The organism is Hyphomonas oceanitis (assembly GCF_036964545.1).
In the GTDB taxonomy this organism is placed as follows: domain Bacteria; phylum Pseudomonadota; class Alphaproteobacteria; order Caulobacterales; family Hyphomonadaceae; genus Hyphomonas; species Hyphomonas oceanitis.
The window spans coordinates 735,631-756,443 of record NZ_JBALTL010000001.1 but is presented as its reverse complement, the minus strand read 5'-3'; the positions used below and the strand labels follow the sequence as shown (position 1 = coordinate 756,443).

General features: G+C 62.4%; 26 protein-coding genes and 1 other RNA gene. 16 read left to right on the top strand and 11 right to left on the bottom strand.

Features of this window, described 5'->3' with window-relative positions:
* The first annotated feature begins 9 nt into the window (after positions 1 to 9).
* Positions 10 to 465 carry a GNAT family N-acetyltransferase gene (locus V7651_RS03785; protein ID WP_335612234.1) on the top strand — a complete coding sequence of 152 codons (456 nt, stop codon included), beginning with the start codon at positions 10 to 12 and terminating at the stop codon, positions 463 to 465.
* A 12-nt stretch (positions 466 to 477) separates the two neighbouring features.
* Positions 478 to 1,437, top strand: a complete 960-nt coding sequence (gene pip, locus V7651_RS03780; protein WP_335612233.1) for a prolyl aminopeptidase — start codon at positions 478 to 480, stop codon at positions 1,435 to 1,437.
* Positions 1,438 to 1,459: 22 nt separating this feature from the next.
* Here the strand turns inward: pip and rnpB are convergent.
* Both rnpB and V7651_RS03770 read right to left on the bottom strand, forming a co-directional pair.
* Positions 1,460 to 1,842: RNase P RNA component class A (rnpB, locus tag V7651_RS03775), an RNA gene on the bottom strand.
* 54 nt (positions 1,843 to 1,896) lie between these two features.
* A complete protein-coding gene (locus V7651_RS03770; RefSeq protein ID WP_335612232.1) occupies positions 1,897 to 2,430 on the bottom strand; it encodes a low molecular weight protein tyrosine phosphatase family protein in 534 nt (177 codons plus the stop codon).
* A 169-nt stretch (positions 2,431 to 2,599) separates the two neighbouring features.
* Between V7651_RS03770 and V7651_RS03765 the strand changes: the two genes are divergently transcribed.
* Positions 2,600 to 3,529 (top strand): YhjD/YihY/BrkB family envelope integrity protein, encoded by a 930-nt coding sequence (locus V7651_RS03765; RefSeq protein ID WP_335612231.1) that lies wholly within the window; start codon positions 2,600 to 2,602, stop codon positions 3,527 to 3,529.
* A 22-nt stretch (positions 3,530 to 3,551) separates the two neighbouring features.
* Here the strand turns inward: V7651_RS03765 and V7651_RS03760 are convergent, their stop codons facing one another.
* From V7651_RS03760 to V7651_RS03750, 3 genes are all read right to left on the bottom strand, one after another.
* Positions 3,552 to 4,301 (bottom strand): N-acetylmuramoyl-L-alanine amidase, encoded by a 750-nt coding sequence (locus V7651_RS03760; RefSeq protein ID WP_335612230.1) that lies wholly within the window; start codon positions 4,299 to 4,301, stop codon positions 3,552 to 3,554.
* Complete coding sequence (locus V7651_RS03755; RefSeq protein WP_335612229.1) at positions 4,301 to 5,203, bottom strand: DMT family transporter; 903 nt, start codon at positions 5,201 to 5,203, stop codon at positions 4,301 to 4,303. Before V7651_RS03755 ends, V7651_RS03760 begins: the two co-directional genes overlap by 1 nt.
* 62 nt (positions 5,204 to 5,265) lie before the next feature.
* Positions 5,266 to 6,129 (bottom strand): MBL fold metallo-hydrolase, encoded by an 864-nt coding sequence (locus tag V7651_RS03750; protein WP_335612228.1) that lies wholly within the window; start codon positions 6,127 to 6,129, stop codon positions 5,266 to 5,268.
* A gap of 69 nt (positions 6,130 to 6,198) precedes the next feature.
* On the opposite strand from V7651_RS03750, the gene V7651_RS03745 reads away from it, so the two are divergent.
* The 7 genes from V7651_RS03745 to V7651_RS03715 all read left to right on the top strand — a co-directional run bounded on the left by V7651_RS03745 (position 6,199) and on the right by V7651_RS03715 (position 10,642).
* Positions 6,199 to 6,534 (top strand): ArsR/SmtB family transcription factor, encoded by a 336-nt coding sequence (locus V7651_RS03745; protein ID WP_335612227.1) that lies wholly within the window; start codon positions 6,199 to 6,201, stop codon positions 6,532 to 6,534.
* The gene (locus tag V7651_RS03740) at positions 6,515 to 7,048 is read left to right on the top strand and encodes a rhodanese family protein (protein WP_335612226.1); all 534 of its coding nucleotides are present in this window, start codon (positions 6,515 to 6,517) and stop codon (positions 7,046 to 7,048) included. The genes V7651_RS03745 and V7651_RS03740 overlap by 20 nt, the downstream gene beginning before the upstream one ends.
* Positions 7,045 to 7,839, top strand: coding sequence for a sulfite exporter TauE/SafE family protein (locus tag V7651_RS03735; protein ID WP_335612225.1), 795 nt, complete (start codon positions 7,045 to 7,047; stop codon positions 7,837 to 7,839). The genes V7651_RS03740 and V7651_RS03735 overlap by 4 nt, the downstream gene beginning before the upstream one ends.
* Before the next feature lie 127 nt (positions 7,840 to 7,966).
* Positions 7,967 to 8,686 (top strand): hypothetical protein, encoded by a 720-nt coding sequence (locus V7651_RS03730; RefSeq protein WP_335612224.1) that lies wholly within the window; start codon positions 7,967 to 7,969, stop codon positions 8,684 to 8,686.
* Entirely contained in the window at positions 8,683 to 9,309 is a 627-nt protein-coding gene (locus V7651_RS03725) for a class I SAM-dependent methyltransferase (RefSeq protein ID WP_335612223.1), read from the top strand. The genes V7651_RS03730 and V7651_RS03725 overlap by 4 nt, the downstream gene beginning before the upstream one ends.
* Before the next feature lie 7 nt (positions 9,310 to 9,316).
* Positions 9,317 to 10,135 carry a heme-dependent oxidative N-demethylase family protein gene (locus tag V7651_RS03720; RefSeq protein ID WP_335612222.1) on the top strand — a complete coding sequence of 273 codons (819 nt, stop codon included), beginning with the start codon at positions 9,317 to 9,319 and terminating at the stop codon, positions 10,133 to 10,135.
* Between the two features lie 69 nt (positions 10,136 to 10,204).
* Positions 10,205 to 10,642, top strand: coding sequence for an EVE domain-containing protein (locus V7651_RS03715; RefSeq protein WP_335612221.1), 438 nt, complete (start codon positions 10,205 to 10,207; stop codon positions 10,640 to 10,642).
* Here the strand turns inward: V7651_RS03715 and V7651_RS03710 are convergent.
* Entirely contained in the window at positions 10,639 to 11,331 is a 693-nt protein-coding gene (locus tag V7651_RS03710) for an aspartate/glutamate racemase family protein (protein WP_335612220.1), read from the bottom strand. The two genes, V7651_RS03715 and V7651_RS03710, sit on opposite strands and share 4 nt — an antisense overlap.
* The gene (locus tag V7651_RS03705; RefSeq protein ID WP_335612219.1) at positions 11,328 to 11,858 is read right to left on the bottom strand and encodes a D-glycero-alpha-D-manno-heptose-1,7-bisphosphate 7-phosphatase; all 531 of its coding nucleotides are present in this window, start codon (positions 11,856 to 11,858) and stop codon (positions 11,328 to 11,330) included. The genes V7651_RS03710 and V7651_RS03705 overlap by 4 nt, the downstream gene beginning before the upstream one ends.
* 144 nt (positions 11,859 to 12,002) lie before the next feature.
* Between V7651_RS03705 and V7651_RS03700 the strand changes: the two genes are divergently transcribed.
* Positions 12,003 to 12,287, top strand: a complete 285-nt coding sequence (locus V7651_RS03700; protein ID WP_335612218.1) for a hypothetical protein — start codon at positions 12,003 to 12,005, stop codon at positions 12,285 to 12,287.
* Between the two features lie 63 nt (positions 12,288 to 12,350).
* Here V7651_RS03700 and V7651_RS03695 read toward each other — a convergent pair whose 3' ends face one another.
* A complete protein-coding gene (locus V7651_RS03695; RefSeq protein WP_335612217.1) occupies positions 12,351 to 13,604 on the bottom strand; it encodes a TCR/Tet family MFS transporter in 1,254 nt (417 codons plus the stop codon).
* A 235-nt stretch (positions 13,605 to 13,839) separates the two neighbouring features.
* Here V7651_RS03695 and V7651_RS03690 point away from each other — a divergent pair, with 235 nt between their 5' ends.
* On the top strand, positions 13,840 to 14,940 hold the full coding sequence (locus tag V7651_RS03690) for an energy transducer TonB (protein WP_335612216.1): 1,101 nt from the start codon (positions 13,840 to 13,842) through the stop codon (positions 14,938 to 14,940).
* Positions 14,941 to 14,943: 3 nt separating this feature from the next.
* Entirely contained in the window at positions 14,944 to 15,564 is a 621-nt protein-coding gene (locus V7651_RS03685) for a GNAT family N-acetyltransferase (RefSeq protein ID WP_335612215.1), read from the top strand.
* A gap of 3 nt (positions 15,565 to 15,567) precedes the next feature.
* On the opposite strand, the gene V7651_RS03680 is transcribed toward V7651_RS03685, so the two are convergent.
* Together V7651_RS03680 and V7651_RS03675 are read right to left on the bottom strand one after the other, a co-directional pair.
* Complete coding sequence (locus V7651_RS03680) at positions 15,568 to 16,344, bottom strand: crotonase/enoyl-CoA hydratase family protein (RefSeq protein WP_335612214.1); 777 nt, start codon at positions 16,342 to 16,344, stop codon at positions 15,568 to 15,570.
* Complete coding sequence (locus V7651_RS03675; protein ID WP_335612213.1) at positions 16,341 to 17,267, bottom strand: alpha/beta fold hydrolase; 927 nt, start codon at positions 17,265 to 17,267, stop codon at positions 16,341 to 16,343. The genes V7651_RS03680 and V7651_RS03675 overlap by 4 nt, the downstream gene beginning before the upstream one ends.
* A 174-nt stretch (positions 17,268 to 17,441) precedes the next feature.
* On the opposite strand from V7651_RS03675, the gene V7651_RS03670 reads away from it, so the two are divergent.
* A complete protein-coding gene (locus V7651_RS03670; protein WP_335612212.1) occupies positions 17,442 to 17,780 on the top strand; it encodes a hypothetical protein in 339 nt (112 codons plus the stop codon).
* A gap of 17 nt (positions 17,781 to 17,797) precedes the next feature.
* On the opposite strand, the gene V7651_RS03665 is transcribed toward V7651_RS03670, so the two are convergent.
* Positions 17,798 to 18,979, bottom strand: coding sequence for a vWA domain-containing protein (locus V7651_RS03665; RefSeq protein WP_034735886.1), 1,182 nt, complete (start codon positions 18,977 to 18,979; stop codon positions 17,798 to 17,800).
* A 124-nt stretch (positions 18,980 to 19,103) separates the two neighbouring features.
* Between V7651_RS03665 and V7651_RS03660 the strand changes: the two genes are divergently transcribed.
* Positions 19,104 to 19,850, top strand: coding sequence for a hypothetical protein (locus V7651_RS03660; RefSeq protein ID WP_335612211.1), 747 nt, complete (start codon positions 19,104 to 19,106; stop codon positions 19,848 to 19,850).
* A gap of 35 nt (positions 19,851 to 19,885) precedes the next feature.
* Positions 19,886 to 20,803 (top strand): mechanosensitive ion channel family protein, encoded by a 918-nt coding sequence (locus V7651_RS03655; protein WP_335612210.1) that lies wholly within the window; start codon positions 19,886 to 19,888, stop codon positions 20,801 to 20,803.
* The last annotated feature ends 10 nt before the right edge of the window (positions 20,804 to 20,813 follow it).

Below are 20,813 nucleotides of genomic sequence, written 5' to 3'. Positions count from 1 at the left end.
CTTTGCAGAATGGACATTCGGGCCGGTGATTTCGAGGATGCGCGGGTGCTGGACCTGTTGCGCGTGCATCTTGCAGGCATGCACGCCAACTCGCCTTCGGGCAATGTGTTCGCGCTGGACCTGTCCGGCCTCAAGGCGCCGGAGATCAGCCTCTACACGGCCTGGGATGGCGAGACGCTGCTCGGCATGGGCGCGCTGAAGGCGCTGGGCGACGGCACAGGCGAGATCAAATCGATGAGGACCTATGAGGCGCATGTGCGCAAGGGCGTCGCGGCGCGGCTGCTGGCGCACATCATCAGCGAAGCGCGGGGGAGGGGCTATCATCTTCTCAGCCTCGAGACGGGGAGCGGGCCGGCGTTTGATCCGGCGCTGACGCTCTATCGTCGTAATGGCTTCGTTGAGGGCGCGGCATTTGGGGACTATGAGAAGAGCGACTTCAACCAGTTCTTCCACCTTGATCTTTAAGGCGCCCCATTCATGCCGGACCTGCGCACATTCTATCCCGAAATCGAACCCTATGCGTCCGGCCATCTCGATGTTGGCGACGGGCATGTGATCTATTGGGAGCGCTCGGGCACGAAAGGCGCGAAGCCTGCCGTGTTCCTGCATGGCGGGCCGGGCGGCGGGTTTTCCGGCAGCCATAGGCGCCTGTTCGATCCGTCGCTTTATGACGTGATGCTGTTTGACCAGCGCGGGTGTGGGAAGTCCACGCCGCACGCCTCGCTGGAGGCTAACACGACCTGGCACCTGGTGGCGGATATTGAGCGGCTACGCGAAATGATGGGCGTTGAGACGTGGCAGGTGTTCGGCGGCTCGTGGGGCTCGACGCTGGCGCTTGCCTATGCCGAGACACACCCCAGCCGCGTGAGCGAGCTGGTGCTGCGGGGTGTCTACCTGCTGACCAAGGCGGAGATGGACTGGTACTACCAGTTCGGCGTGTCGGAGATGTTTCCCGACAAGTGGGAGCGCTTCCTCGCGCCGATTCCCGAGGCCGAGCGTGGCAACATGATGGCCGCCTATCGCAAGCGCCTGACGGGCGATGACCGGGCGGTGCAGATCGAGGCCGCGCTGGCGTGGAGCCAGTGGGAAGGCCAGACGATCACGCTGTTGCCGGAACCCTCGACCAGCGACGTGTTTGGCGAGGATGCGTTTGCGCTCGCCTTCGCGCGGATCGAGAACCATTATTTCACGCATGGCGGATGGCTGGACGAGGGCCAGCTGCTGCGCGATGCGGGCAGGCTGAAGGATATTCCGGGAACGATCGTTCATGGCCGCTATGACATGCCTTGCCCGGCGCGTTTTGCATGGGCGCTGCACAAGGCCTGGCCGAAGGCAGACTTCCACCTGATCGAAGGCGCGGGCCATGCCTATTCCGAACCGGGCATCCTCGACCAGCTGATCCGCGCAACGGACAGGTATGCGGGGAAGGGGGCCTGAAGACCTTAATCCCCGATAATATATGACCAGACGGCCTGTAAGCCGGGTTCTGTTCCCCGCGCCCTCTCGGGACATCGGTTCGGCAACCATTCCTCTGCGACAGGCCTCACAGCCTACCTCTCGCGACACACCCGGGGCGCGGGCTGAAGACATCCCATATGCGCCCCCTACTTGGTCTTGCTCCAGGCGGGGTTTACCTTGCCAGTCCTGTTACCAGGCCCGCGGTGGGCTCTTACCCCACCCTTTCACCCTTACCTGCCACCGAAGCGGCAGGCGGTCTGCTCTCTGTGGCACTTTCCCTCGGCTCGCGCCGGGCGGAAGTTATCCGCCGCCTTGTCTCCCTGGAGCCCGGACTTTCCTCCAATGGCAGGTTACCCCACCACCAGCGATTGCCCGGCCGTCTGGTCATTGTGGGGCATATAGCGGGTAATGCGTCGGAGTTCGAGTCCCGCCGGGCGGTCACTCCCGATCAAAGATCAGGGGCTCGGTCTTGGCGCGGATCAACTCGACCAGCTCTGCATCCATGTATTTATAGTCGTCCGGGATATCGAGGACGTGCACGGGCTTGTAGGCGACTTCCTGCCGGAACTCGGCCTGCAGGCGGGACTTGTGCTTGTCTTCCATGACCAGGATCAGGTCAGCCCAGCGGATGTCGGCCACGGAGATTTTCCGGCGGGCATTGCTGGCGGTACCGGCCGACCGAGCCGACACGCCATCGACGCGCGCGAAGACGGCTTCCCCGGTCGGGCTGCGCCACTGGTTGCGGCTGCAGACGAACAGGACTTTCACGGGCTCGATATCGGCCATCAGCTTCTCCCACTCCCTATGCGGCCAGATCTTGCCGAGCTGGCGCGCGCGGTGCAGCTTGTTATGGCGTAAATAGATGAGTTTCCAGTTTTTCTCGGCGAATCCGCGATGGGTAGGCTCGACCTTGCGGTCGCCATACTTGCGGGCAAGCACGCGCCGTGCTGCCCGTGAGACAGGGTGTGACATGGTTCATTCCTCATATTGTCGGGTCAGCAGCCGCGGCAATACGAGGTGGAAGCGGTTTCATAGACTAAACGGGCTTGTCGCTCAAGTCAGGATCAAGCATGGCCTTACGGGCCGGATCGGTTCACATTGAGCCCGGCACAAAGCCTGATCGAATCCTCCCGGAGGCCGAATGCGCAAGCTGATAGACCGACTGCCCGTGCCGGAGGCGGTGAAGCACTGGCTGCTGATGCCGCTCTGGTGCGCCATCGTCCGCCTGTCGAAGCCCGAAATCCGTATCGTGACCGGGGGGATCAGCTTCTACGCCCTGTTCTCGATCTTTCCCCTTGTCTACCTGACGGTGACTTTGCTGTTCACGCTGCTGCCAGCCGATCTTAGCCGGCAATTGTCGGACACGATTGACCAGGTGCTGGTCTCGGCCGTGGCGCCGCTGTCGAAGGCGGACCTCGATACGATCCGCAGCATGACCGCACGGACGCTGACCCTGCAGGCGCTGGGGGCGATCATTGTCGTTTTCTATACGGCGAGTTCCGGGGCAAAGGCCGCAATCACGGGTATTCGCATGGTGACCGGCAGTGAACGGGCGAGCAAGATCATCCGCTTCCAGGGCGTGTCGATCCTGATGACGGCCCTGCTCATCCTGTCAGTCTGGATCCTTGGCGCACTGCAGCTGATGGCTTCATTCATTACCGAGAATGAGGGATATATTGCGTTCGATCTGGCGCAGGGCCTGTCGGATATCGCCTCGCGCCTGTGGCTCGGCAAGGGCATCGCGTGCTTTGCGATCTTCTACATGATCATTGCGCTGTCGCTGCACGGGCGGATCAAGGGCAACCGGGCGAAGGCGGCGGGCGCGGCGGCGGGGTCGCTGGCGTGGCTGGCGGCGACATGGGCATTCCACATCTACCTGAAATTCTCGGCGCTGGATTCTTTCTATGGGGCGCTGGCTTCGGTGATCCTCGGCTTCATCTGGTTGTCGGTGTCAGTCTCGGCGCTGCTACTGGGCGCGGCGCTGGCGGTGGAATGGGCGAGCCGCCTGCCGCGCGAAGGTCTGATTGCCGAGGAAGACGAGGCCGATGAGGACGGCGCTATTACGGTCTGAGCGTGCTGAACAACCTGGAGGTTCAGGCCGCGCCGGCGCCCAGGCCATAAACATGGGCGAGACGCTCGAGCGTTTCCGGATCGGCGGCGCCCGTAATCTGGGTGGGCACGTAGCGGCGCTGGAAGGCGCTGATTACGATGCGGGTAGCCTCGTCATACGTGCCATTGGCCTCCAGGCCATATCCTATTGCCCGAAGCATGTTCTGCAGGTCGCTGACGGCGGGGCCGCTATCGCCGGGCATGAGTGAGGACTCGTCGAGGCTGAGAGCGGCGGCGGAGGGCCAGAGGCCGATGCCTGCTGCGGCGAGCTGCGCCCAGGGGAAATGCTCGCCGGGATCTGTCTTGCGGGCCGGGGCGATGTCGGAGTGGGCGACAACGCGGCTGGCCGGAATGTCGTGGCGCGACAGGATGTTTTTGCAGAGCGCGATGACCGCCTCGATCTGCGCGTCCGGATAGGGCGGCAGCGTGCCGTCTGACAGGGGCACGTCATGGCCGCCATTGACGATCTCGATGCCGATGGAACGGGAGTTCAGGTCGGTATCGCCCTGCCAGATAGAGACACCGGCATGCCAGGCGCGTTTGTCTTCCGCCACGAGCTGGCTAATGCGGCCATCTTCCCAGATCATGTAATGGGCCGAGACTTCGGCGGCGGGATCACACATGCGGGTGAGTGCCGCCTCGCCGCTTTCCATGCCGGTATAGTGCAGGACCAGCATGTTGACCGCGTGCTTGCGGTCGTTGAAATTGGGGCTGGGGACTTGTTCCACCTGCATCAGCTGTCTCCCGGCCCGACTTTCTTGCCGAGAGCGGCTTCGGGCATCCTGCGATTGGGGCGGACCGCGATCACGAACACCCCGGAGAGCGAAATGGCGGCGCCGAGGATGAGGCGCGCGGTGATCGGCTCGTTGAGTAGAACGATGCCGAAGATGACGCCCCAGATCGGGGTCATCAGGGTCAGCGGCGAGATCATCGACACGTCATATTTCTTGAGCAGCGTATAGAAGGCGCCATGACCGAAGATTGAGACGCCGACAATGGCGAAGAGGCTGGCGAGCCAGACGGGCCATCCGGCGCCGATATAGCTGCCGATCTGGTTCGACTCGAAGAGCCAGGAAAAGAGGAAGAGCGGCAGGAAGCTGAAGAGGCCGACCCAAGCCTGCAATTGCAGGCCGGTGACAGGTGCCATGCGCTTCATCAGGATGCCGCCCACCGAGCCGATAAAGGCCGAGGCAACGATGTAGAGCAGGCCAACGGAGATGCCGAAACTGCCGGGATCAAAGGCAATCAGCACGACGCCCGCAAAGGCGAGCATGATGCCAAGGCCACGCCGCCAGCCGATTGTCTCGCCGAGGAATGCCATGGAGAGCAAGGTTGAGATTGGCACACCGAGCTGGCCTGTGACGGCGGCCGCCGAGGCTTCGGCTGTGGTGAGGCCTATGAAGAGGAGGGCGAAGTTCAGCGAGCCGATCATGAGGGCGATCAGGAACAGGGTTTTCAGGTCTTCCGGTTTCGGCCGCAGGAACGGGATCAGGAAGAGCGCGACGCCCGTAAAGCGCACGGCTGCGAAGAAAAGCGGCGGCACGCCGACATCGGCCACAACCCAGCGGCTGAGCACGATGTTGAGGCCCCAGACGAGGCAGACGGCGAAAAGCAGTATGAAGTCACGAAAAACCATGCTCGCCCGATATCAGGCTTTGGGGGCGAAGGGCAGGGCCTTTTGCCCTGCCCGAAGGCATATCACACACCCAACCGGTTGACCGGGATTTTCAGGTAGACTTGGCCGTCATCCTCGGCAGGCGGCAGTGCGCCGCCCCGGATGTTCACCTGCAGCGAAGGCAGGATGAGGCGAGGGGCGGCGAGTGTGGCATCGCGGGCCTGACGCATGGCAACGAAGGCGGCCTGATCAACACCGTCATGGACGTGCACATTTGCGGCGTGCTGCTCTGCCACATTGGTTTCCCAAGCCGGTTTGTCGCGGCCTGCTGGCAGGTAGTCGTGCCCGACAAAGATGCGGGTTTCAGGCGGCAAGTCGAGGATGCGGTGGATCGACTGATAGAGCGTTGCCGCGTCACCGCCGGGGAAGTCAGCCCGCGCGGTGCCATAGTCCGGCATGAAGAGCGTGTCGCCGACGAAGGCGGCGTCCTCGATCACATAGGTGACGCAGGCCGGTGTGTGGCCGGGCGTATGGAGGACGCGCACGGTCAGCTCGCCGAGCGGGAAAGTCTCGCCATCCTTGAACAAGGCGTCGAAGGCGCTGCCATTCGGGCAGACATCCGTTGCGTGGAACAGGGCGGAGAAGGCCGACTGGACCTCGGTGATACGGGCGCCGATGCCGACCTTCGCGCCCGTCACGTCGCGCACATGGTGAGCGGCGGAGAGGTGGTCGGCATGGGCATGGGTGTCGAGGGCCCAGACGATTTTCAGGCCGCGCGTCTTGGCATCGGCCAGGATGCGATCGACCGAGGCTGTGGAGAGATGCGCGGCATGGGGCTCGTAGTCCATGACGGGGTCGATAATGGCGGCGTCCAGCGTCGCGTCATCCCAGGCGAGATAGGTGACGGTGGATGTGGCGGTGTCGAAATAAGCGTGGGTCTTGAGCATTGTTTGGCTCCTTTCATCAAGGTATATATTAGCACTTGCTAAATTAGCAATAGCTAATATATATGACCCATGACTATGACTTTCCTCGATCCGGCCCTCTTCAGGGACAAGGCTTCCAAGGCGGCAAGGCTGCTGCGGAGCATGGGTAATGAACACCGTCTGATGATCCTCTGCCGCCTTGGCGCAGGGGAGATGACGGTGGGCGAATTGCAGGTCCATATCGGCCTCTCGCAATCGGCCTTGTCGCAACACCTTGCGGTGCTGCGTGACGAAGGCCTCGTGGCAAACCGGCGCGAGGGACAGTCAATCCATTACAGAATTGCCGACCCGGCTGCGATCAAGGTGATCATGACGCTGGCGGCGATCTATTGCCCGGAGATGCTCGATGACCTTGACCAGACTTGACCCTCAAACTGCTGCTGACCGTATCAAGAGCGGCGAACTGAAACTCGTTGATATCCGTGAGGCCGATGAATATGGCCGCGAGCATATTGGCGGGGCCATTTCCTTGCCCCTCTCGGGCGTGGACACGGCCGGGCTGATGCTCGATGCCGACCAACATGCCGTCTTCCATTGCAAGTCCGGCATGCGGACCGAAGCCAATTGCGACCGTCTGGCCGCACATGTGAATGGCAATGCCTATATTCTCGAGGGCGGGCTGGATGCCTGGAAAAGGGCCGGCTTGCCCACAGTTCAGGACGCGAGTGCGCCGCTGCCGATGAACCGGCAGGTGCAGATCACCGCTGGCCTCCTGGTGCTGACGGGTGTTGTGCTCGGCTTTACCGTGCATCCAGGCTTCTTTGGTCTCTCCGGCTTTGTCGGAGCGGGGCTGACTTTCGCAGGCATCAGCGGCTGGTGCGGCATGGCAAATGTGCTGGCTGTCATGCCCTGGAACCGTAAGGGGGCATCTGCGGCGTGACCCTCACCCTGACCCCTGACATCATCATCGCCGCGATCATCAGCGGCGCGATCATCGGCGTGTTCCTCGGCACGTTCGGGGGCGGCGGCTCGGTGCTGGCCGCGCCGCTCCTGCTATATGTCGTGGGCGTCAGCGATCCGCATGTGGCCATCGGAACGTCGGCGGCCGCTGTGGCGGCGATTGCTCTGTTCAGCCTTGTCGGTCACTGGCGCGGGGGCAATGTGAAATGGCCCTGCGCGATCGTGTTTGCACTGTCAGGCTTTGCCGGGTCGATCATCGGTTCCAGTATCGCCAAGCAGGTAGACGGGACGCAGCTATTGCTGGCCTTTTCGGTAGCGATGGCTGTGATTGCGCTCTCCATGTTTCGCAAGCCGGCATTTGCGGGTGATCCGGGAGTTCATCTCACGCGGTCCATCCTGCTCCGGCTCGCGCCGCTCGGCCTGATCGTTGGCATGGCGGCCGGGTTCTTCGGGATTGGCGGTGGATTCCTGATCGTGCCGGGCCTGATGCTGGCGGCCGGCATGACGATGACAAATGCGACAGCTTCCTCGCTTGTGTCGGTAGCCCTGTTCGGGGCGGCGACATCGGCCAACTATGCCCTGTCGGGCCTCGTCGACGGACCGCTTGTGTTGCTGCTGCTGGTTGGCGGGGCTATTGGAGGCACGGCAGGCATCGGAATTTCCCGTCTGCTGAAGACACGCGTGCGGACGGCCCGGTCGGCCTTTGCTGTCATGATCCTCGTCGTTGCCGCCTATGTCGCGTGGAACGCATGGGGCGCAATGACCGTTTAACCCTGACAAGAGTGGCTGCATCGCGTATGCACCGGCTTGCTAAACACGCATCATGAAGATGATATAGGTGTGGGTTGATGCGGCTGGCTGAGGGATGCAGGCCAGGAACCGCGAAGGGAGATGCTGAATGGGACTGATCTGGTGGATTTTGCCTGCTGTGGCCGGTGTCATTGGCCTGATGCTGCTGTTCGCAGGCTTCGGAAAACTCGCACAGTTGAAACCCATGGCGGGCGGTGGACGGTTGTTTTTCGGCGTCGGTTTCCTCGGCATTGCCGGCGTGGTGGCCTTTGCGGGGCTGAACCTGCAGACCTACAAGCGCCTCACCTATGAGCGCGACGTTGCCAATATCAAGTTTGCCGCCGTTCAGGGCGCGCCAGACACGTACAAGGTGGACGTTACCTTCTCCGATGGCCAGAAACTGCTTGAGGCAACCGGTGCGCAGCCGATCCTGAAGGGCAACCAGTTCGAGATTGGCGCGCAGGTCATCAAGTTCCAGCCTGTGGCCAACATGCTTGGCTATGATTCCATCTATCGCCTCGACTATATTGAAGGGCGCGAAGCCAAGCGCTTTTCGTCTGATGCGGTGACGGAAGCGCAGACGAACGGAATTGCCCTGACGCAGAATCCCGGTCTCGACGTGCATGCGCTTGCCGAAAAGGAAGGCCCGCGTTTCGGCATTGATGCGCAATATGGTTCGGCGACCTATCAGCCGATGGGCGACGGGTTTGAGTATGACGTGAATATCACGCAGGACGCGCTCGTGGCGCGTCCCACCGAGGCGACGAAGGGCCTGATCCAGAAGGGCACCTATCCGGGCTTCCAGTCGACCGGGAGCCGCACACAATGAACCCCTGGGAGCGCTATGTTGTCCCGAATCTGATCGCCTGCGCCTGTGGCACCAAGCCGATCATGAAGCAGCGCGAAAAGGTCGTTCCGAAGGCGGAGGGCTGTGTGCTGGAACTCGGCTGCGGCTCGGGCACGAATTTCGCCATGTATGATGCCAGGAAGGTGGAACGTCTCTATGCGCTTGAGCCTTCGCCCGGCATGCTGGTCAAGGCGCGGCGGGAGGCTGGCGCACTTGGCTTCGGAAACAATATCGAATTTCTCGAAACCGGCGCGGAAGCCATTCCGCTGGAAGACAATTCCATCGATACGGCCGTCATCACGTTCGTGCTGTGCACGATCCCTGACTGGCGTGCGGCGCTGGCCGAAACGCGCCGTGTGCTGAAGCCCGAGGGCCGTATCCTGTTTTCCGAACATGGCCTTGCGCCGGATGAAGACGTTGCCAAGTGGCAGCGCCGGATCGAGCCTGTGTGGAAGCCGCTTGCGGGCGGGTGCCACCTGACGCGCGATATCTCTGCGCTGTTCACCGAATCCGGCTTCCGGTTGGAGGAGGCCGAGACCATGTACCTGCCATCCACGCCTAAAGTGGCAGGCTTCGTCAGCTGGGGCGCTGCCCGCGCGGCCTGAACTCACGATGCGTATACCACCCTACCTGCCTTATCTCGCAGGGGCGCCGAGTCTTGCACCCGGCTTGGCCCCCATCGATACCGAGCGCTGGCTGGTGCCTGATACCGAGGCGGCCGCATGGCTGCCCGGGAAGACTGTGCTCATGCGCACGCACCGCGACATTGTGTTTGCGGATACAGGTATTCCTGCTGTCATCGAAGAACTGGCGGGCGCCGTTTTGGCGGTGACCGGCATGGGCGATGATATCTGGGAAAGCCCGCTGGAAATGGCGGCGGCGCGTGTGTCGGATGATCTCTGCCTGCTGATGCCGGATTCCAATGGCTTGTGGACCTTGCGCGCGGCCAGCCTTGTGGCGCCAACGTTCTGGTCGCTGTCGGAGAAGATCGGCCAGCCGCTGACAGGCCTTCACGGGCCGGTACCGAATGCCAATCCTGGCCTCGTCAACCGTATCGGGCGCATGTTTGACGGCTTGCGGCCGGGCCATGTGCTGGAGCGGTTCAACTGGACGGTCCAGGCTGGTTCCTCGCGCTTTACGCCTAGCAGCGAACCGCTGAAGGCCATGGCGCGTGCGGCGCCGGATGATGCGGCGCTTGAACTGCTGCACCTGCGGGTCGAGCGGCAGACGATCTCGAAATTGCCGGAGACCGGGGCTGTGGTGTTCACAATCCGCGTCTGTATTGATCCGCTACGCGCTGCCCTGCCGAACGCCGCGCACAGGCAGGCGTTCGAGGACGCGTGGAACGGGATCGACCCGTCATTGGCTGAGTACAAGGGCTGGCCCGACCATGACCGGCTGGTGCGCGCGGCGCTGGCGCAGCTTGCCTGACGGCCTCTGGGTGGACGTGAGGCACGGTGCCGCCTAGATCAGGCGGGCACGGCAATTCCGGAGACAGAAATGAATTATTGGCTGATGAAGTCCGAACCCGACGCCTGGAGCTGGGAGCAGCAGAAAGCGAAAGGCAAAGCGGGCGAAGAATGGTCCGGCATCCGCAACTATACGGCGCGTAATTTCATGCGCGACATGAAGCTCGGCGATCAGGTCTTCTTCTATCATTCCAACAAGGGGCTGGAAGTTGTCGGCATTGCAGAAGTGTCTGCGCTGAGCGCGCCGGACACGACCACTGATGACGAGCGCTGGGACTGTGTGCACATCCGCGCGCTGGCCGACATGCCGACACCGGTGACGCTGAAGGATGTGAAGGCAAACCCAAAACTTGAAGAGATGAGCCTGGTAAAATCCTTCCGCCTGTCGGTGCAGCCTGTGCTGGCATCGGAGTGGAAGGAAGTCTGCCGTATGGGCGGGATTGATCCGAAAACGCTAAAGCCGGTCTAGGCGCAGGCCAGGTCCATCGCCGCCTCGCAATGGATGCGGGCGCTGTCATAGATGGGCAGGGAGCTGTTGGCGGCAGTGAGGACGAGGCCGATCTCGGTGCAGCCGAGGATGACGCTGTCGGCGCCGCGCGTGGCCAATGCCTCAACAATCTCGATATAGCGGCGCGTCGTTTCCGGCGTCACAATGCCTTTGACAAGATCGTCGAAGATGATGCGGTGGATGTCGTCGCGCTGAGCCGTATCTGGAATCAAGGGCGGCGCGCCGAAGGCTCCGGCGAAATGGTTCGGGTAGAAGGGTTCTTCCATCGTGTAGCGCGTACCGAGCAGAGCGGGGGCGGTGCGTCCGTCGGCGGTGAGGCGGGCGGCTGTCGCGCTCACGATATGCACGAAAGGCACATTGAGCGCGGCCTCAAGTGGCGCGGCGACCTTGTGCATCGTGTTTGTCGCGAGCAGGATCAGGCCTGCGCCTGCCTGTTCTAGCCGCTGTCCTGAGGCGGCAAGCTGGCGCCCTGCCTCGTCCCAATCGCCGGATTGTTGCAGCGCCTGGATCTCGCCGAAGTCGAGCGCATCGATCATCACGCGTGCACTGGCATTGCCGCCGAAACGCTCGCGGGAAAGCTGGCAGAGGGTTTCATAATAGATGACCGTCGAGGCCGGCCCCATGCCGCCGATGATGCCGATGGTCTTCATCCGCGATTGCCCTCCTCGAAGCCAGCGAGCGTCCATTCGGCAAACTGGAAGAGATCACCGCCCGTGAACAGGAAGCCCGCGACGCCAGCCGCGCGGGCGGCTTCAATGTCGGTCTGCTTGTCGCCTATCAGGAAGGATGACTCGCGCTTCACGGGAAAGTCCGCCATCGCTTTCAGCAGCATGCCGGGCTTGGGCTTGCGGTCGAAACTGTCGCGTCGGTAGCGGGCATTCTCGCCTTCGTCATGATAGGGGCAATAATAAATCCGGTCGACCGCGGCGCCCTGCTCGGCGAGGCGTTCCTGCATCCAGTCATGCAGCGTGTGCATGTCATGCTCTGAGTAATAGTCACGGGCAATACCGGACTGGTTGGTCACGACGAATACGAACCAGCCGCGCGCCTTGAAGGCCGCGATTGTCTCGACGGCGCCTTCGACCCACTCAAAGTCGGCGACCTTGCTGACATAGCCCTTGTCGACGTTGATCACGCCGTCACGGTCGAGGAAGAGGGCAGGACGCTGGGAGGTCATCTAGGCGTTGTTTGCCCGCGTGGGGCCCAAGTTGCAACACTTGTCGCAATGGCGAAACAACTGGACCTCGGTCCCGAAAAGCAGTTGTTTCGGGCTGACGGTCGGCAACGGCCTCCACGGAGTATCCATGGGAGGGCAAAACCAATGGAACAATATCTTCCCCTTATCCTGAGCGCTGTCAGCGGCATCGTGATGGGGCCTGTGACATCGAAGCTGACGGGCGGCAGCGGCGTCGGCGGCATTCTTGGCGGACTGCTCGGCGGGATTGGCACCTATTACGGTCTTGAGGCTGCGAACCTGCATCTGTTCGGCGTTCCGGCACAGGGCCCGACGGCGCTGAAGAATATCCTCGACTATGTGCTGGAAGGTGGCGTGGGCGGCGGGGTTTTCGGCGTGATTGGCGGTATGCTGCTCAAGCGCAAGGCCTAGCGCTCTCGCAGGCGGGGCCCATACCCTTGACGTGAGGCGTTCCGGCTCTGCCGGGCCGCCTTTTTACTCGGCTGCAGCCGGTATGGCGGAACGGTTCTCGCGTACACCGCGCATGAAGGGCACGATGGCCAGGGCACTCAGCAAGGCGGCCATCAGGAAGGCCGCGCCGCCGAAGCGGAATGGCGCGCCGTCATGGGTAAAGTAATAGAGCACGCCGTTCATCGTGAGCGGGCCGATGATCATTGCAAGCGAGTTAAGGCTTGAACTGGCACCCTGCAGCTCGCCTTGCGCATTGCGCGGTGTCAGCGTGGACATCAGCGAGTTGATCGACGGGCCTGTCACGCCGCCGAGCGCGCTGATCGGGATGATCAGGTAGACCATCCATGGCTGTCCGGCGAAGGCGAAGGCGGTCAGCGTGAAGAAGCTGACGCCCATGCCCAGCAGCGCCGTGCGCACAGTGCCCAGCCGTTTCAGGATCAGGCCCATCAGGCCCGCCTGCACGACGGCGGCGCCAATGCCGACAAGGCCCAGTGAGAAGCCGATTTCCTTCGGGCTCCAGTCATAGCGGATCTCGCCATGCACCGACCATGTGCCCGGAAACACCGTATGCGCGAGAAAGAAGATGCCTGCTGCCACAAGGAACCAGGCGATGTGGGGCAGTTTCGAGAAATGTTTCACCGCGCCAAACGGGTTGCCGCGCTTGATGTCAAACGGTCGGCGGTCTTCCGGTGCCAGTGATTCCGGAAGCACGAAGAGGCCGTAGCAGAAATTGAGGGCGGCGAGGCCCGCTGCCGCAAAGAAGGGCGCGCGCGGGCTGATCTCGCCAAGGAAGCCGCCAATGACCGGACCGAACACGAAGCCGAAACCGAACGCGGCGCCGATCATGCCGAAGGCCTTGCCGCGATTTTCCGGCTCTGTGACGTCAGCGATATAAGCATTCGCAGTGGAATAGGTGGCGCCGGAAATGCCGGACAGGGCCCGCCCGATGAAGAGGAGCCAGATCGAGCCTGCAATGCCCATGATCAGGAAATCCACGACCAATGTGCCAATGGAGACCAGCAGCACAAGACGCCGTCCGAACCTGTCAGACAGCGCGCCGACGATGGGCCCGAAGATGAAATTCATCAGGGCATAAGTGGCCGCCAGCATGCCGAGCCATATGGTGGCATCTTCAGGCGGGACATGCAGCATTTCCTGCACGAGGCTGGGCACAACCGGGACGATGAGACCGAAGCCCAGCATATCGATTGCGACCGTTACGAGGACGAAGAAAAACGCGTTCTTGCCGTGTTTCCGGGAGGCGGGAGAGTCGGTCATGTTCACGCTTTGGGCGGGAAATAGCCAAAGGTCAATCACTGTGACAGGGCATCACGACCAGCGCTGGATGTGCCTTGCGCGGCTTGAGCTTTGCTGAGAGATTCACGGCATTGAAATCCAGTGGGCACGGCGCTTGCCGGCCCGGAATGCCCTATTTCGCAGCGCGTGACTTTTATGAAACGGACGCGCGCCGAAATTCATACTAACTGGACGCACAACAAACGGAGACGCGCTGATGAAGTGGAACGCAACGGCATTCGCCGCCGCACTCCTTGTCGCCTGCGCGGCTGGAGGGCAGCAGGGGCAGGCACAGATGTCTCCACCCGTCGTGGAAGGCGCCATCGTGGCGGTCATGCCGGATCCGGCGGCGCGTGAGGGGCTGAGCGGATGTTGCAGCACCCAGTTCAAGGTCGGACGGTCTGGCAAGATCAGGGATATTTCGACCGAATGCACGCTCCCGCTGTTCAGGGACGCGGCTGTGTCGGCAATTCGGGAGGCCGGGTACACGCCCGCCAAGATTCTGGGTATCGCTATCACCTCGTCGCAGCAATCACAGATCGTCGCCTTCGAACAGTCTGGCGAGGAAGGCATTTGCCGGTCGGGTGATGCAGCCTGGGAAGAGCTGACCTATCGCGGCGAAGAGGCCTTTCCCTTCCTGACGGTCAACACGGTGACGATGAAGCCCTATGCCGATGAGGCCGAGAAGGGCGTAGGCATCGCGCGGGGCTGGGCCGACTATTACGCGACGCTCGACTTTGATACGCCCTGTGGCCCGTCTCCCGCTTACCAGCCGCCTGTCAGCCAGTCGAAGACGATCGACACGATGGGCTGGGACGCGCTGCGCCGCACAGGAACGGCGTTTGAAAAAGTGTTCGCCTGGATGAATTGCCGGGACGACATGCTGGCAGGCTATGGTGCGCAGGCGGCGGAATGGCATGCAACCTATGATTCCATCGCGCCGGACGAGATGGAGCATTGGGTGGGCGCCATGATGGACAAGCGGATCCGCGCCGAACGGGGCCGGTATGATTTAGATCGCCAGCTGATGATTGCGTATGGCGGCCAGATCCTGCGCCGTGAGCAGGCATTGCGTGCGCGCGATGCGGCCGAACTGGCTGCGCAGGCCAGTGATGAGGTTGCCGACGCACCGGCCCCCATGCTCCGACGCGAAGTGGTTCCGACTTATCGGGCGCCGAATACGCTCCGAAGGGAGTGGTCTGCGGCAGACCAGTTCTTTTACGAGCGCGGTCCCGGCCACTATCAGGCTTGTCTCGACAGGGCTGCCACTTATGGAGCGCACCAGGACTGCCTCAGCGCCTTGTATGGCAGCGACTAGGCCATGGCAGAAGGTATCCCGGTCACGCGTATTGAAGTTCCGATGAGCCGGATCAATGCGATCCGGGATGCGGTTTGCCGCGTGACGCATCTTGGCGACGGGCCCGACGCTTCCCGTCTTGCCTGTCCAGAGGATGCGCCTGCGCTGCTGGCTTTCCTGTCGGACCCCGCAGTGCACGCGCCGATCTACACATTGCCGCGGCCGCTGACGGAGGCCAGCGTTGAGACCTTCATCACGGATCACTTTGCCCAGCGCGCAGAAGGTGAGGGCCTGCTCTTCGTGCGCCAGGATGGCGACGGCGCCATTGTCGGCTACAGCGATATTCAGGTCTGGCCGCACTGGGCGGCAGGGGAGCTCGGCGGGGCGCTGCATCCCTCGCTACACCATCAGGGCCGGGGCACAGCGGGCGCAGCCATGAGCTTCAGCTGGATGTTTGGGGCGCTGCACCTTGATCTCATTTGCGAAACGGCGAGCCCGGAGAATTTGCCCACGCACCGCCTGCTTGACGGGCTGGGCTTTGAGCGCAGGGGTGAGGTGACCAGCGTGCGGACAGACGGCACGACGCGGGCATCCTTGGTCTGGGAAGTCACACGCGCCGACTGGTTCGAACGGCACAAGGATTGATGCTTAAAAGGCGCCGTGGCGGCCTTTGCCTTTGGTGAAAGCGGTAGCCCCTTGCAGTGTTTCTCCCGATTTAAGCACATCGAGACCGCCCTCGACTTCCGCCTTTAGCGCCGTCTCCATGTCGAAGCTCCACTGGCGCATGGCGGATAGCCGGTCAGCGCGCATACACGTTTGCGGGAAGGCGGCGATGTCATTGGCGAGCAGGACGGCGCGTTCGAGTGCTTTGCCAGCTGGGGCGGCGTAGTTCGCAAGGCCGATGGCCAGCGCCTCGTCCGGGCCGACTTCGCGACCGGTGAGGATCAGATCTGTCGCCCGCGAAGCGCCGATCAGGCGGGGCAGGCGGATCGTGCCGCCATCAATCAGGGGCACACCGAAGCGGCGGCAGAAGACGCCGAAGCGCGCGGTGTCAGATACGACGCGAAGGTCGCACCAGAGCGCGAGTTCCATGCCGCCCGCCACGGCAAAGCCCTCAATGGCGGCAATGACGGGCTTTGAAAGTTCAAGACGTGTCGGCCCCATCGGGCCCATGTCGCCATCGGGCCGCACAGGATTGCCCTTGCCGGCGGCGACGGCCTGAAGGTCAGCGCCTGCGCAGAAATTGCCTTCCGCGCCCGTGAGGATCGCGACGGACAGCGCGTCATCAGCGTCGAAAGCCTTGAAAGCATCGTAGAGGGCCAGCGCCGCCTCCCGGTCCACGGCATTGCGCCGGGTCGGTCGGTTGATGGTGACGATCAGGATGTTGCCATCCTGGCGCGTTAGAACAGGGTCCTCTACGCTCATCGGGACATGTTCGCGCGCGTTGCCTCCGGCGCGTTGCGGGCGAGGAACGGCACGATCCGGTTCAGCAGGGTTGGCACGATCTTCTCGGGCATGTCATGGCCCCATTTGTCGATCACTTCGATTTCCGCGCTGGGGATGCGCTGCGCAATATCGCGGCCGGCTTCCGGCTTGATCAGCGGATCAGCAGCGCCGTGCAGCACCAGCGTCGGTACCGTGAGGCCGACGAGGCGTTCATGCCAGCGCGGCTGGGCGAGAATGGCGGCATATTGGCGGGCCACACCCAGCGGGCGATCGGAACGGTTGAAGTCGGCCATGGACTGCGCACGCACATCCATGTCGCTGCTGCGCAGCTCCGGCGCCGAGCCAATGGCATGACGCGATTTGACGGAGAGTTCGGCGATGGCCTCGGCTGTGCGCGCATCGGGCACGGCGGTGAGCGCGGCCTGCGCGGCCGGGTCCGACTGCGGCAGGCCAGGGGCGCCGGAGGTCGTCATGACAGGGATCAGCGTGCGCACCTGGGCCGGATGGTTCAGCGCCATCAGCTGCACGATCATGCCGCCCATTGAGACGCCCAGCACATCTGCCTGACTGGCGCCCAGTTCGGCGATCAATGCGGCTGCGTCGGCGGCCATGTCGTCCAGCACATAGGGCACCATGCCGCCGGTTGGCTTGCCCTCGGCGGCGGCCTTGACAATGTCGCGCGGCGCAGGAGGCACCTTGCCACTGAATTCGGTGGAGAGCCCGATGTCGCGATTGTCGAACGTGATAACATGGCGGCCTGCATCGGCCAGGCCGCGCTTGAGACTTTCAGGCCAGCGGGTGAGCTGACCGGAGAAGCCCGAAACGAGCAACATCATCGGGTCATTCGATGACCCGGTCGCCTCGTATTCTATCTCGATTCCATTTGCCTTGATGCGTGCCATTCGGGGCCTCCCATGTGTTATCTGTTTTCCGACCATCGTGATCTGCACAAAAGACGCTTTCAAGGGGGGGCGGTTGCATATCTCGGGTTTCCGGGGCGGCCTTGTGAAATCGGTGCCTTATCAGGGCAACCTTGTGGGGCCTGCGACGTTTCAGCCGAAACGGAGGAATCGCTCATGAAACCTGTGCCCATTCTTTTTCTGATAGCGTCCGGTCTTGTTGCTGCCTGCTCACCCAGTGGCGGCGATGCATCGGCGCCGTCTGTCGCAGTGGAGCAGTCCGCTCGCCCTGAAGTGACAGAGCCACATAGGCCACCTGCGCAGGCGACCTGCGAGCAGGAGATCGGTGCCGAGGCGGCGAGCGTTCTGGTGGGCCAGTGCATCCAGATGTCCCCTGCAACCCATCCGCCGTGCAATGCACAGAACAGCTGCGACATGATCCGTGACGAAATCCGCCGCGGTTGCGGATTTGGCGATACGACAAATAATCCGGACTTCTGCAGCGACTATCAGTAGGCGCCGCCCTCAATGGCCTAGCGCCCGAGTTCCTTCATCGCCTCATCGAGGCCGGAAAGGGTCAGCTCGAACATGCGATGCTCGCCGATCAGTTCCCGGATCAGCTTGATAGAGCCGGTATAGTCCCACGCGCCTTCCTTGACCGGGTTCAGCCAGACCATGTTCGGGAACCGCTGCACGAAGCGCTGGATCCAGATGCCGCCGGCTTCCTCGTTCCAGTGCTCGACCGAGCCACCGGCATAGGTGATCTCGTAAGGGCTCATCGTGGCGTCGCCGACGACGATGACCTTGTAGTCTGACGGGAACTTGTTCAGCACGTCCCAGGTCGGGATGCGATTGTTCATGCGGCGGCGATTGTCCTTCCACAGGCCTTCATAGGGGCAGTTGTGGAAGTAATAATATTCGAGGTTCTTGATCTCGGACTTGGCGGCCGAGAACAGCTCTTCCATGATCCGCACATACGGGTCCATCGAGCCGCCGACATCGAGCAGCAGGAGGACGGACACCGCATTGCGCTTTTCGGGCCGCATCTCGATATCGAGATAGCCCTTGCGGGCCGTGTTGCGGATTGTCTGGTCGAGATCCAGCTCGTCCGGCGCGCCCTTGCGGGCCCATTTGCGCAGGCGCTTCATGGCGACCTTGATGTTGCGGGTGCCAAGCTCGACACTGTCGTCGTAATTCTTGAATTCGCGCTTGTCCCAGACCTTCACGGCGCGGCGGTGGCGGGACTTTTCCTGCCCGATGCGCACGCCTTCCGGGTTGTAGCCATTGGCGCCGAAGGGCGAGGTGCCGCCCGTGCCGATCCACTTGTTGCCGCCCTCGTGGCGCTTTTTCTGCTCCTCAAGGCGCTTCTGCAGCGTTTCCATCAGCTTTTCGAAGCCGCCCATGGCCTCGATCTCGTCCATTTCTTCCTTGGAGAGGAACTTCTCGGACATCTTGCGCAGCCATTCCTCGGGAATGTCGGTCACGTCGACGGCATCCGCCATGCTGTCGAGGCCCTTGAAGACATGCCCGAACACTTTGTCGAACTTGTCGATATTGCGCTCGTCCTTCACCAGTGCGGCGCGGGACAGGTAGTAGAAATCCTCGACATTCGAATCGATGACCTGCTTGTCCATGGCTTCCATGAGCATCAGGTATTCCTTCAGCGTTACCGGGACCTTGGCTTCGCGCAATTCATTGAAGAAGTTGAGGAACATATGGGCGTCTTTCCTGTCGTCTTTGGCAAAAGATAACCCGCCTTGGCGCCCATGTCCAAGCTGACGCAGCGAAAAGGGCGCCCGGTCATATCCGGTTCACCCCTATTGGCGTAGGGGATGCGCCATGCTGAGGGCTTTCCTGATCCTGTGTGCCGGTTTTTCGCTGGGCCTGACGGCGCGTGCGGATACGCCCGTCTGCGGCGGACTTGGCGAGCAATCCTGCATGTTCGAGGCGATCTGGGCGGCGGCGTCGCCCCTTCCTCCCCATAAAAAGACGCGGATTCAGCCCTTTTTCCTTGAAACCGTGGGCCAGGCGGCGGATGCGGCCCTGTTGCAGCAATGGCAGAGTCGCCTTGGGGCGCCCGCTATCCATCGCATCCCGGCCGTGGACTATGCCGCCGATCAGGCGCGCGCTGTTCTTGCAGAGAGCGGCTGGGATGGGTTTGAACAGCGCGCCCGGACAGGGGCCGTGCCGTTCAATACGGGGCGCCCGGAAATCATGGCTGCTGGTGTTCGCCTCGCGCCGGATGCGGCCATTAAGCGCCGCCTGCTGCAAGCCATGTTCGATCTCGCGCAGACCAAGCACACGCGTGGCGGCATGGGCGACGATTTCGAGAAATCCGATTTCGGCCATGCGCTGGCGGAGCTGTCGATGCAGGCCTGCGACCTGGCCGGGTTTGACCGGGCCGTGGCGATGACGGCGGCGCCGGACGGGTTACGCTATGCGCTGTGGCGTACGCGGATCACCGGACATGCCGGGGCGCTGGCTGCGCGCATAAGGAATGAGGCGTCAGCGGATGATACACACCATGTGCGCGGGGCGTTGGAGGGCTATGCGCCAGTCGTCTCATTAGGCTATTGCGCGCGGTAGACTGAACAAATCGGCAGCTCATGCGTAGAGCGCGCATGGAACTTACCCCCCTGACCGACCTTCGCGAGTCTCTTGACGGCATGGCGACCGGATTTTTCAAGAGCCTTCCCAACCTCGTCCTCGCCATTCTTGTACTGGTCGGCATCCTGCTGGTGGCGCGTATTGCGCGGGCGCTTGTCTCGGCTGCCATGAAGAAAGCGAATGTGCGGGAAGCCCTGCGGACGCTTGCCCAGAACCTCATCGGCATCGCCGCCTGGATCGTCGGCGTGGCGATTGCACTGACGGTACTGCTGCCCTCCATTTCACCGGCTGACATCATTGCCGGGTTGGGGCTCACATCTGTGGCTATCGGCTTTGCCTTCAAGGACGTGTTCGAGAATTTCCTCGCGGGCGTCATCATCCTCAGTCGCGAGAAGATGCGCATCGGCGACATGATCGAATGCGAGGACGTGTATGGCCGCGTCGAGAATATCCTGATCCGCGAGACACATGTGCGCGAGACGGATGGGGAACTGGTGATCGTACCTAATTCCTTCCTGTTCAAGAACCCGGTCACCATCGAGACAGACCATGCCCTGAAGCGGCAGGAGCTTGTTGTGGGCATCGACTATGATGCCGGCATGCCGGAGGCGCGCGATGCCCTGAAAGGCGCGCTGGAAGCCTGCGAAAGCGTCAGCAGCGAGCGCGACGCGGAGGTTCAGTGCGTCTCGTTTGGCGGCTCCTCCATCGATTTCCGCCTGCTCTGGTGGACCACGAGCCAGCCGGCCGACCAGCGCGGCTCCTATGATGAAGTGGCCTTCGCCGTGAAGCAGGCGCTGGACGATGCTGGGATCACGATCCCGTTCCCGCAATCGACCTTGTCCTTCCGCCCGGAAGCCATGCCGCTGCGACTGCAAGAAACCGGCAAGTCGGACACAGATTCGCCTGAGTCCGGCGACACGAAGGGCGGGTAACGTCGCGGCC

Coding starts and splice junctions, on each gene's coding strand:
- V7651_RS03725 (WP_335612223.1), top strand. CDS start 8,683: ATGAACCCCTGGGAGCGCTATGTTGTCCCGAATCTGATCGCCTGCGCC.
- V7651_RS03745 (WP_335612227.1), top strand. CDS start 6,199: ATGACTATGACTTTCCTCGATCCGGCCCTCTTCAGGGACAAGGCTTCC.
- V7651_RS03660 (WP_335612211.1), top strand. CDS start 19,104: ATGCTGAGGGCTTTCCTGATCCTGTGTGCCGGTTTTTCGCTGGGCCTG.
- V7651_RS03680 (WP_335612214.1), bottom strand. CDS start 16,344: ATGAGCGTAGAGGACCCTGTTCTAACGCGCCAGGATGGCAACATCCTG.
- V7651_RS03770 (WP_335612232.1), bottom strand. CDS start 2,430: ATGTCACACCCTGTCTCACGGGCAGCACGGCGCGTGCTTGCCCGCAAG.
- V7651_RS03740 (WP_335612226.1), top strand. CDS start 6,515: ATGACCTTGACCAGACTTGACCCTCAAACTGCTGCTGACCGTATCAAG.
- V7651_RS03760 (WP_335612230.1), bottom strand. CDS start 4,301: ATGCAGGTGGAACAAGTCCCCAGCCCCAATTTCAACGACCGCAAGCAC.
- V7651_RS03700 (WP_335612218.1), top strand. CDS start 12,003: ATGGAACAATATCTTCCCCTTATCCTGAGCGCTGTCAGCGGCATCGTG.
- V7651_RS03755 (WP_335612229.1), bottom strand. CDS start 5,203: ATGGTTTTTCGTGACTTCATACTGCTTTTCGCCGTCTGCCTCGTCTGG.
- V7651_RS03750 (WP_335612228.1), bottom strand. CDS start 6,129: ATGCTCAAGACCCACGCTTATTTCGACACCGCCACATCCACCGTCACC.
- V7651_RS03705 (WP_335612219.1), bottom strand. CDS start 11,858: ATGACCTCCCAGCGTCCTGCCCTCTTCCTCGACCGTGACGGCGTGATC.
- pip (WP_335612233.1), top strand. CDS start 478: ATGCCGGACCTGCGCACATTCTATCCCGAAATCGAACCCTATGCGTCC.
- V7651_RS03765 (WP_335612231.1), top strand. CDS start 2,600: ATGCGCAAGCTGATAGACCGACTGCCCGTGCCGGAGGCGGTGAAGCAC.
- V7651_RS03710 (WP_335612220.1), bottom strand. CDS start 11,331: ATGAAGACCATCGGCATCATCGGCGGCATGGGGCCGGCCTCGACGGTC.
- V7651_RS03655 (WP_335612210.1), top strand. CDS start 19,886: ATGGAACTTACCCCCCTGACCGACCTTCGCGAGTCTCTTGACGGCATG.
- V7651_RS03685 (WP_335612215.1), top strand. CDS start 14,944: ATGGCAGAAGGTATCCCGGTCACGCGTATTGAAGTTCCGATGAGCCGG.
- V7651_RS03695 (WP_335612217.1), bottom strand. CDS start 13,604: ATGACCGACTCTCCCGCCTCCCGGAAACACGGCAAGAACGCGTTTTTC.
- V7651_RS03670 (WP_335612212.1), top strand. CDS start 17,442: ATGAAACCTGTGCCCATTCTTTTTCTGATAGCGTCCGGTCTTGTTGCT.
- V7651_RS03785 (WP_335612234.1), top strand. CDS start 10: ATGGACATTCGGGCCGGTGATTTCGAGGATGCGCGGGTGCTGGACCTG.
- V7651_RS03730 (WP_335612224.1), top strand. CDS start 7,967: ATGGGACTGATCTGGTGGATTTTGCCTGCTGTGGCCGGTGTCATTGGC.
- V7651_RS03675 (WP_335612213.1), bottom strand. CDS start 17,267: ATGGCACGCATCAAGGCAAATGGAATCGAGATAGAATACGAGGCGACC.
- V7651_RS03715 (WP_335612221.1), top strand. CDS start 10,205: ATGAATTATTGGCTGATGAAGTCCGAACCCGACGCCTGGAGCTGGGAG.
- V7651_RS03690 (WP_335612216.1), top strand. CDS start 13,840: ATGAAGTGGAACGCAACGGCATTCGCCGCCGCACTCCTTGTCGCCTGC.
- V7651_RS03665 (WP_034735886.1), bottom strand. CDS start 18,979: ATGTTCCTCAACTTCTTCAATGAATTGCGCGAAGCCAAGGTCCCGGTA.
- V7651_RS03720 (WP_335612222.1), top strand. CDS start 9,317: ATGCGTATACCACCCTACCTGCCTTATCTCGCAGGGGCGCCGAGTCTT.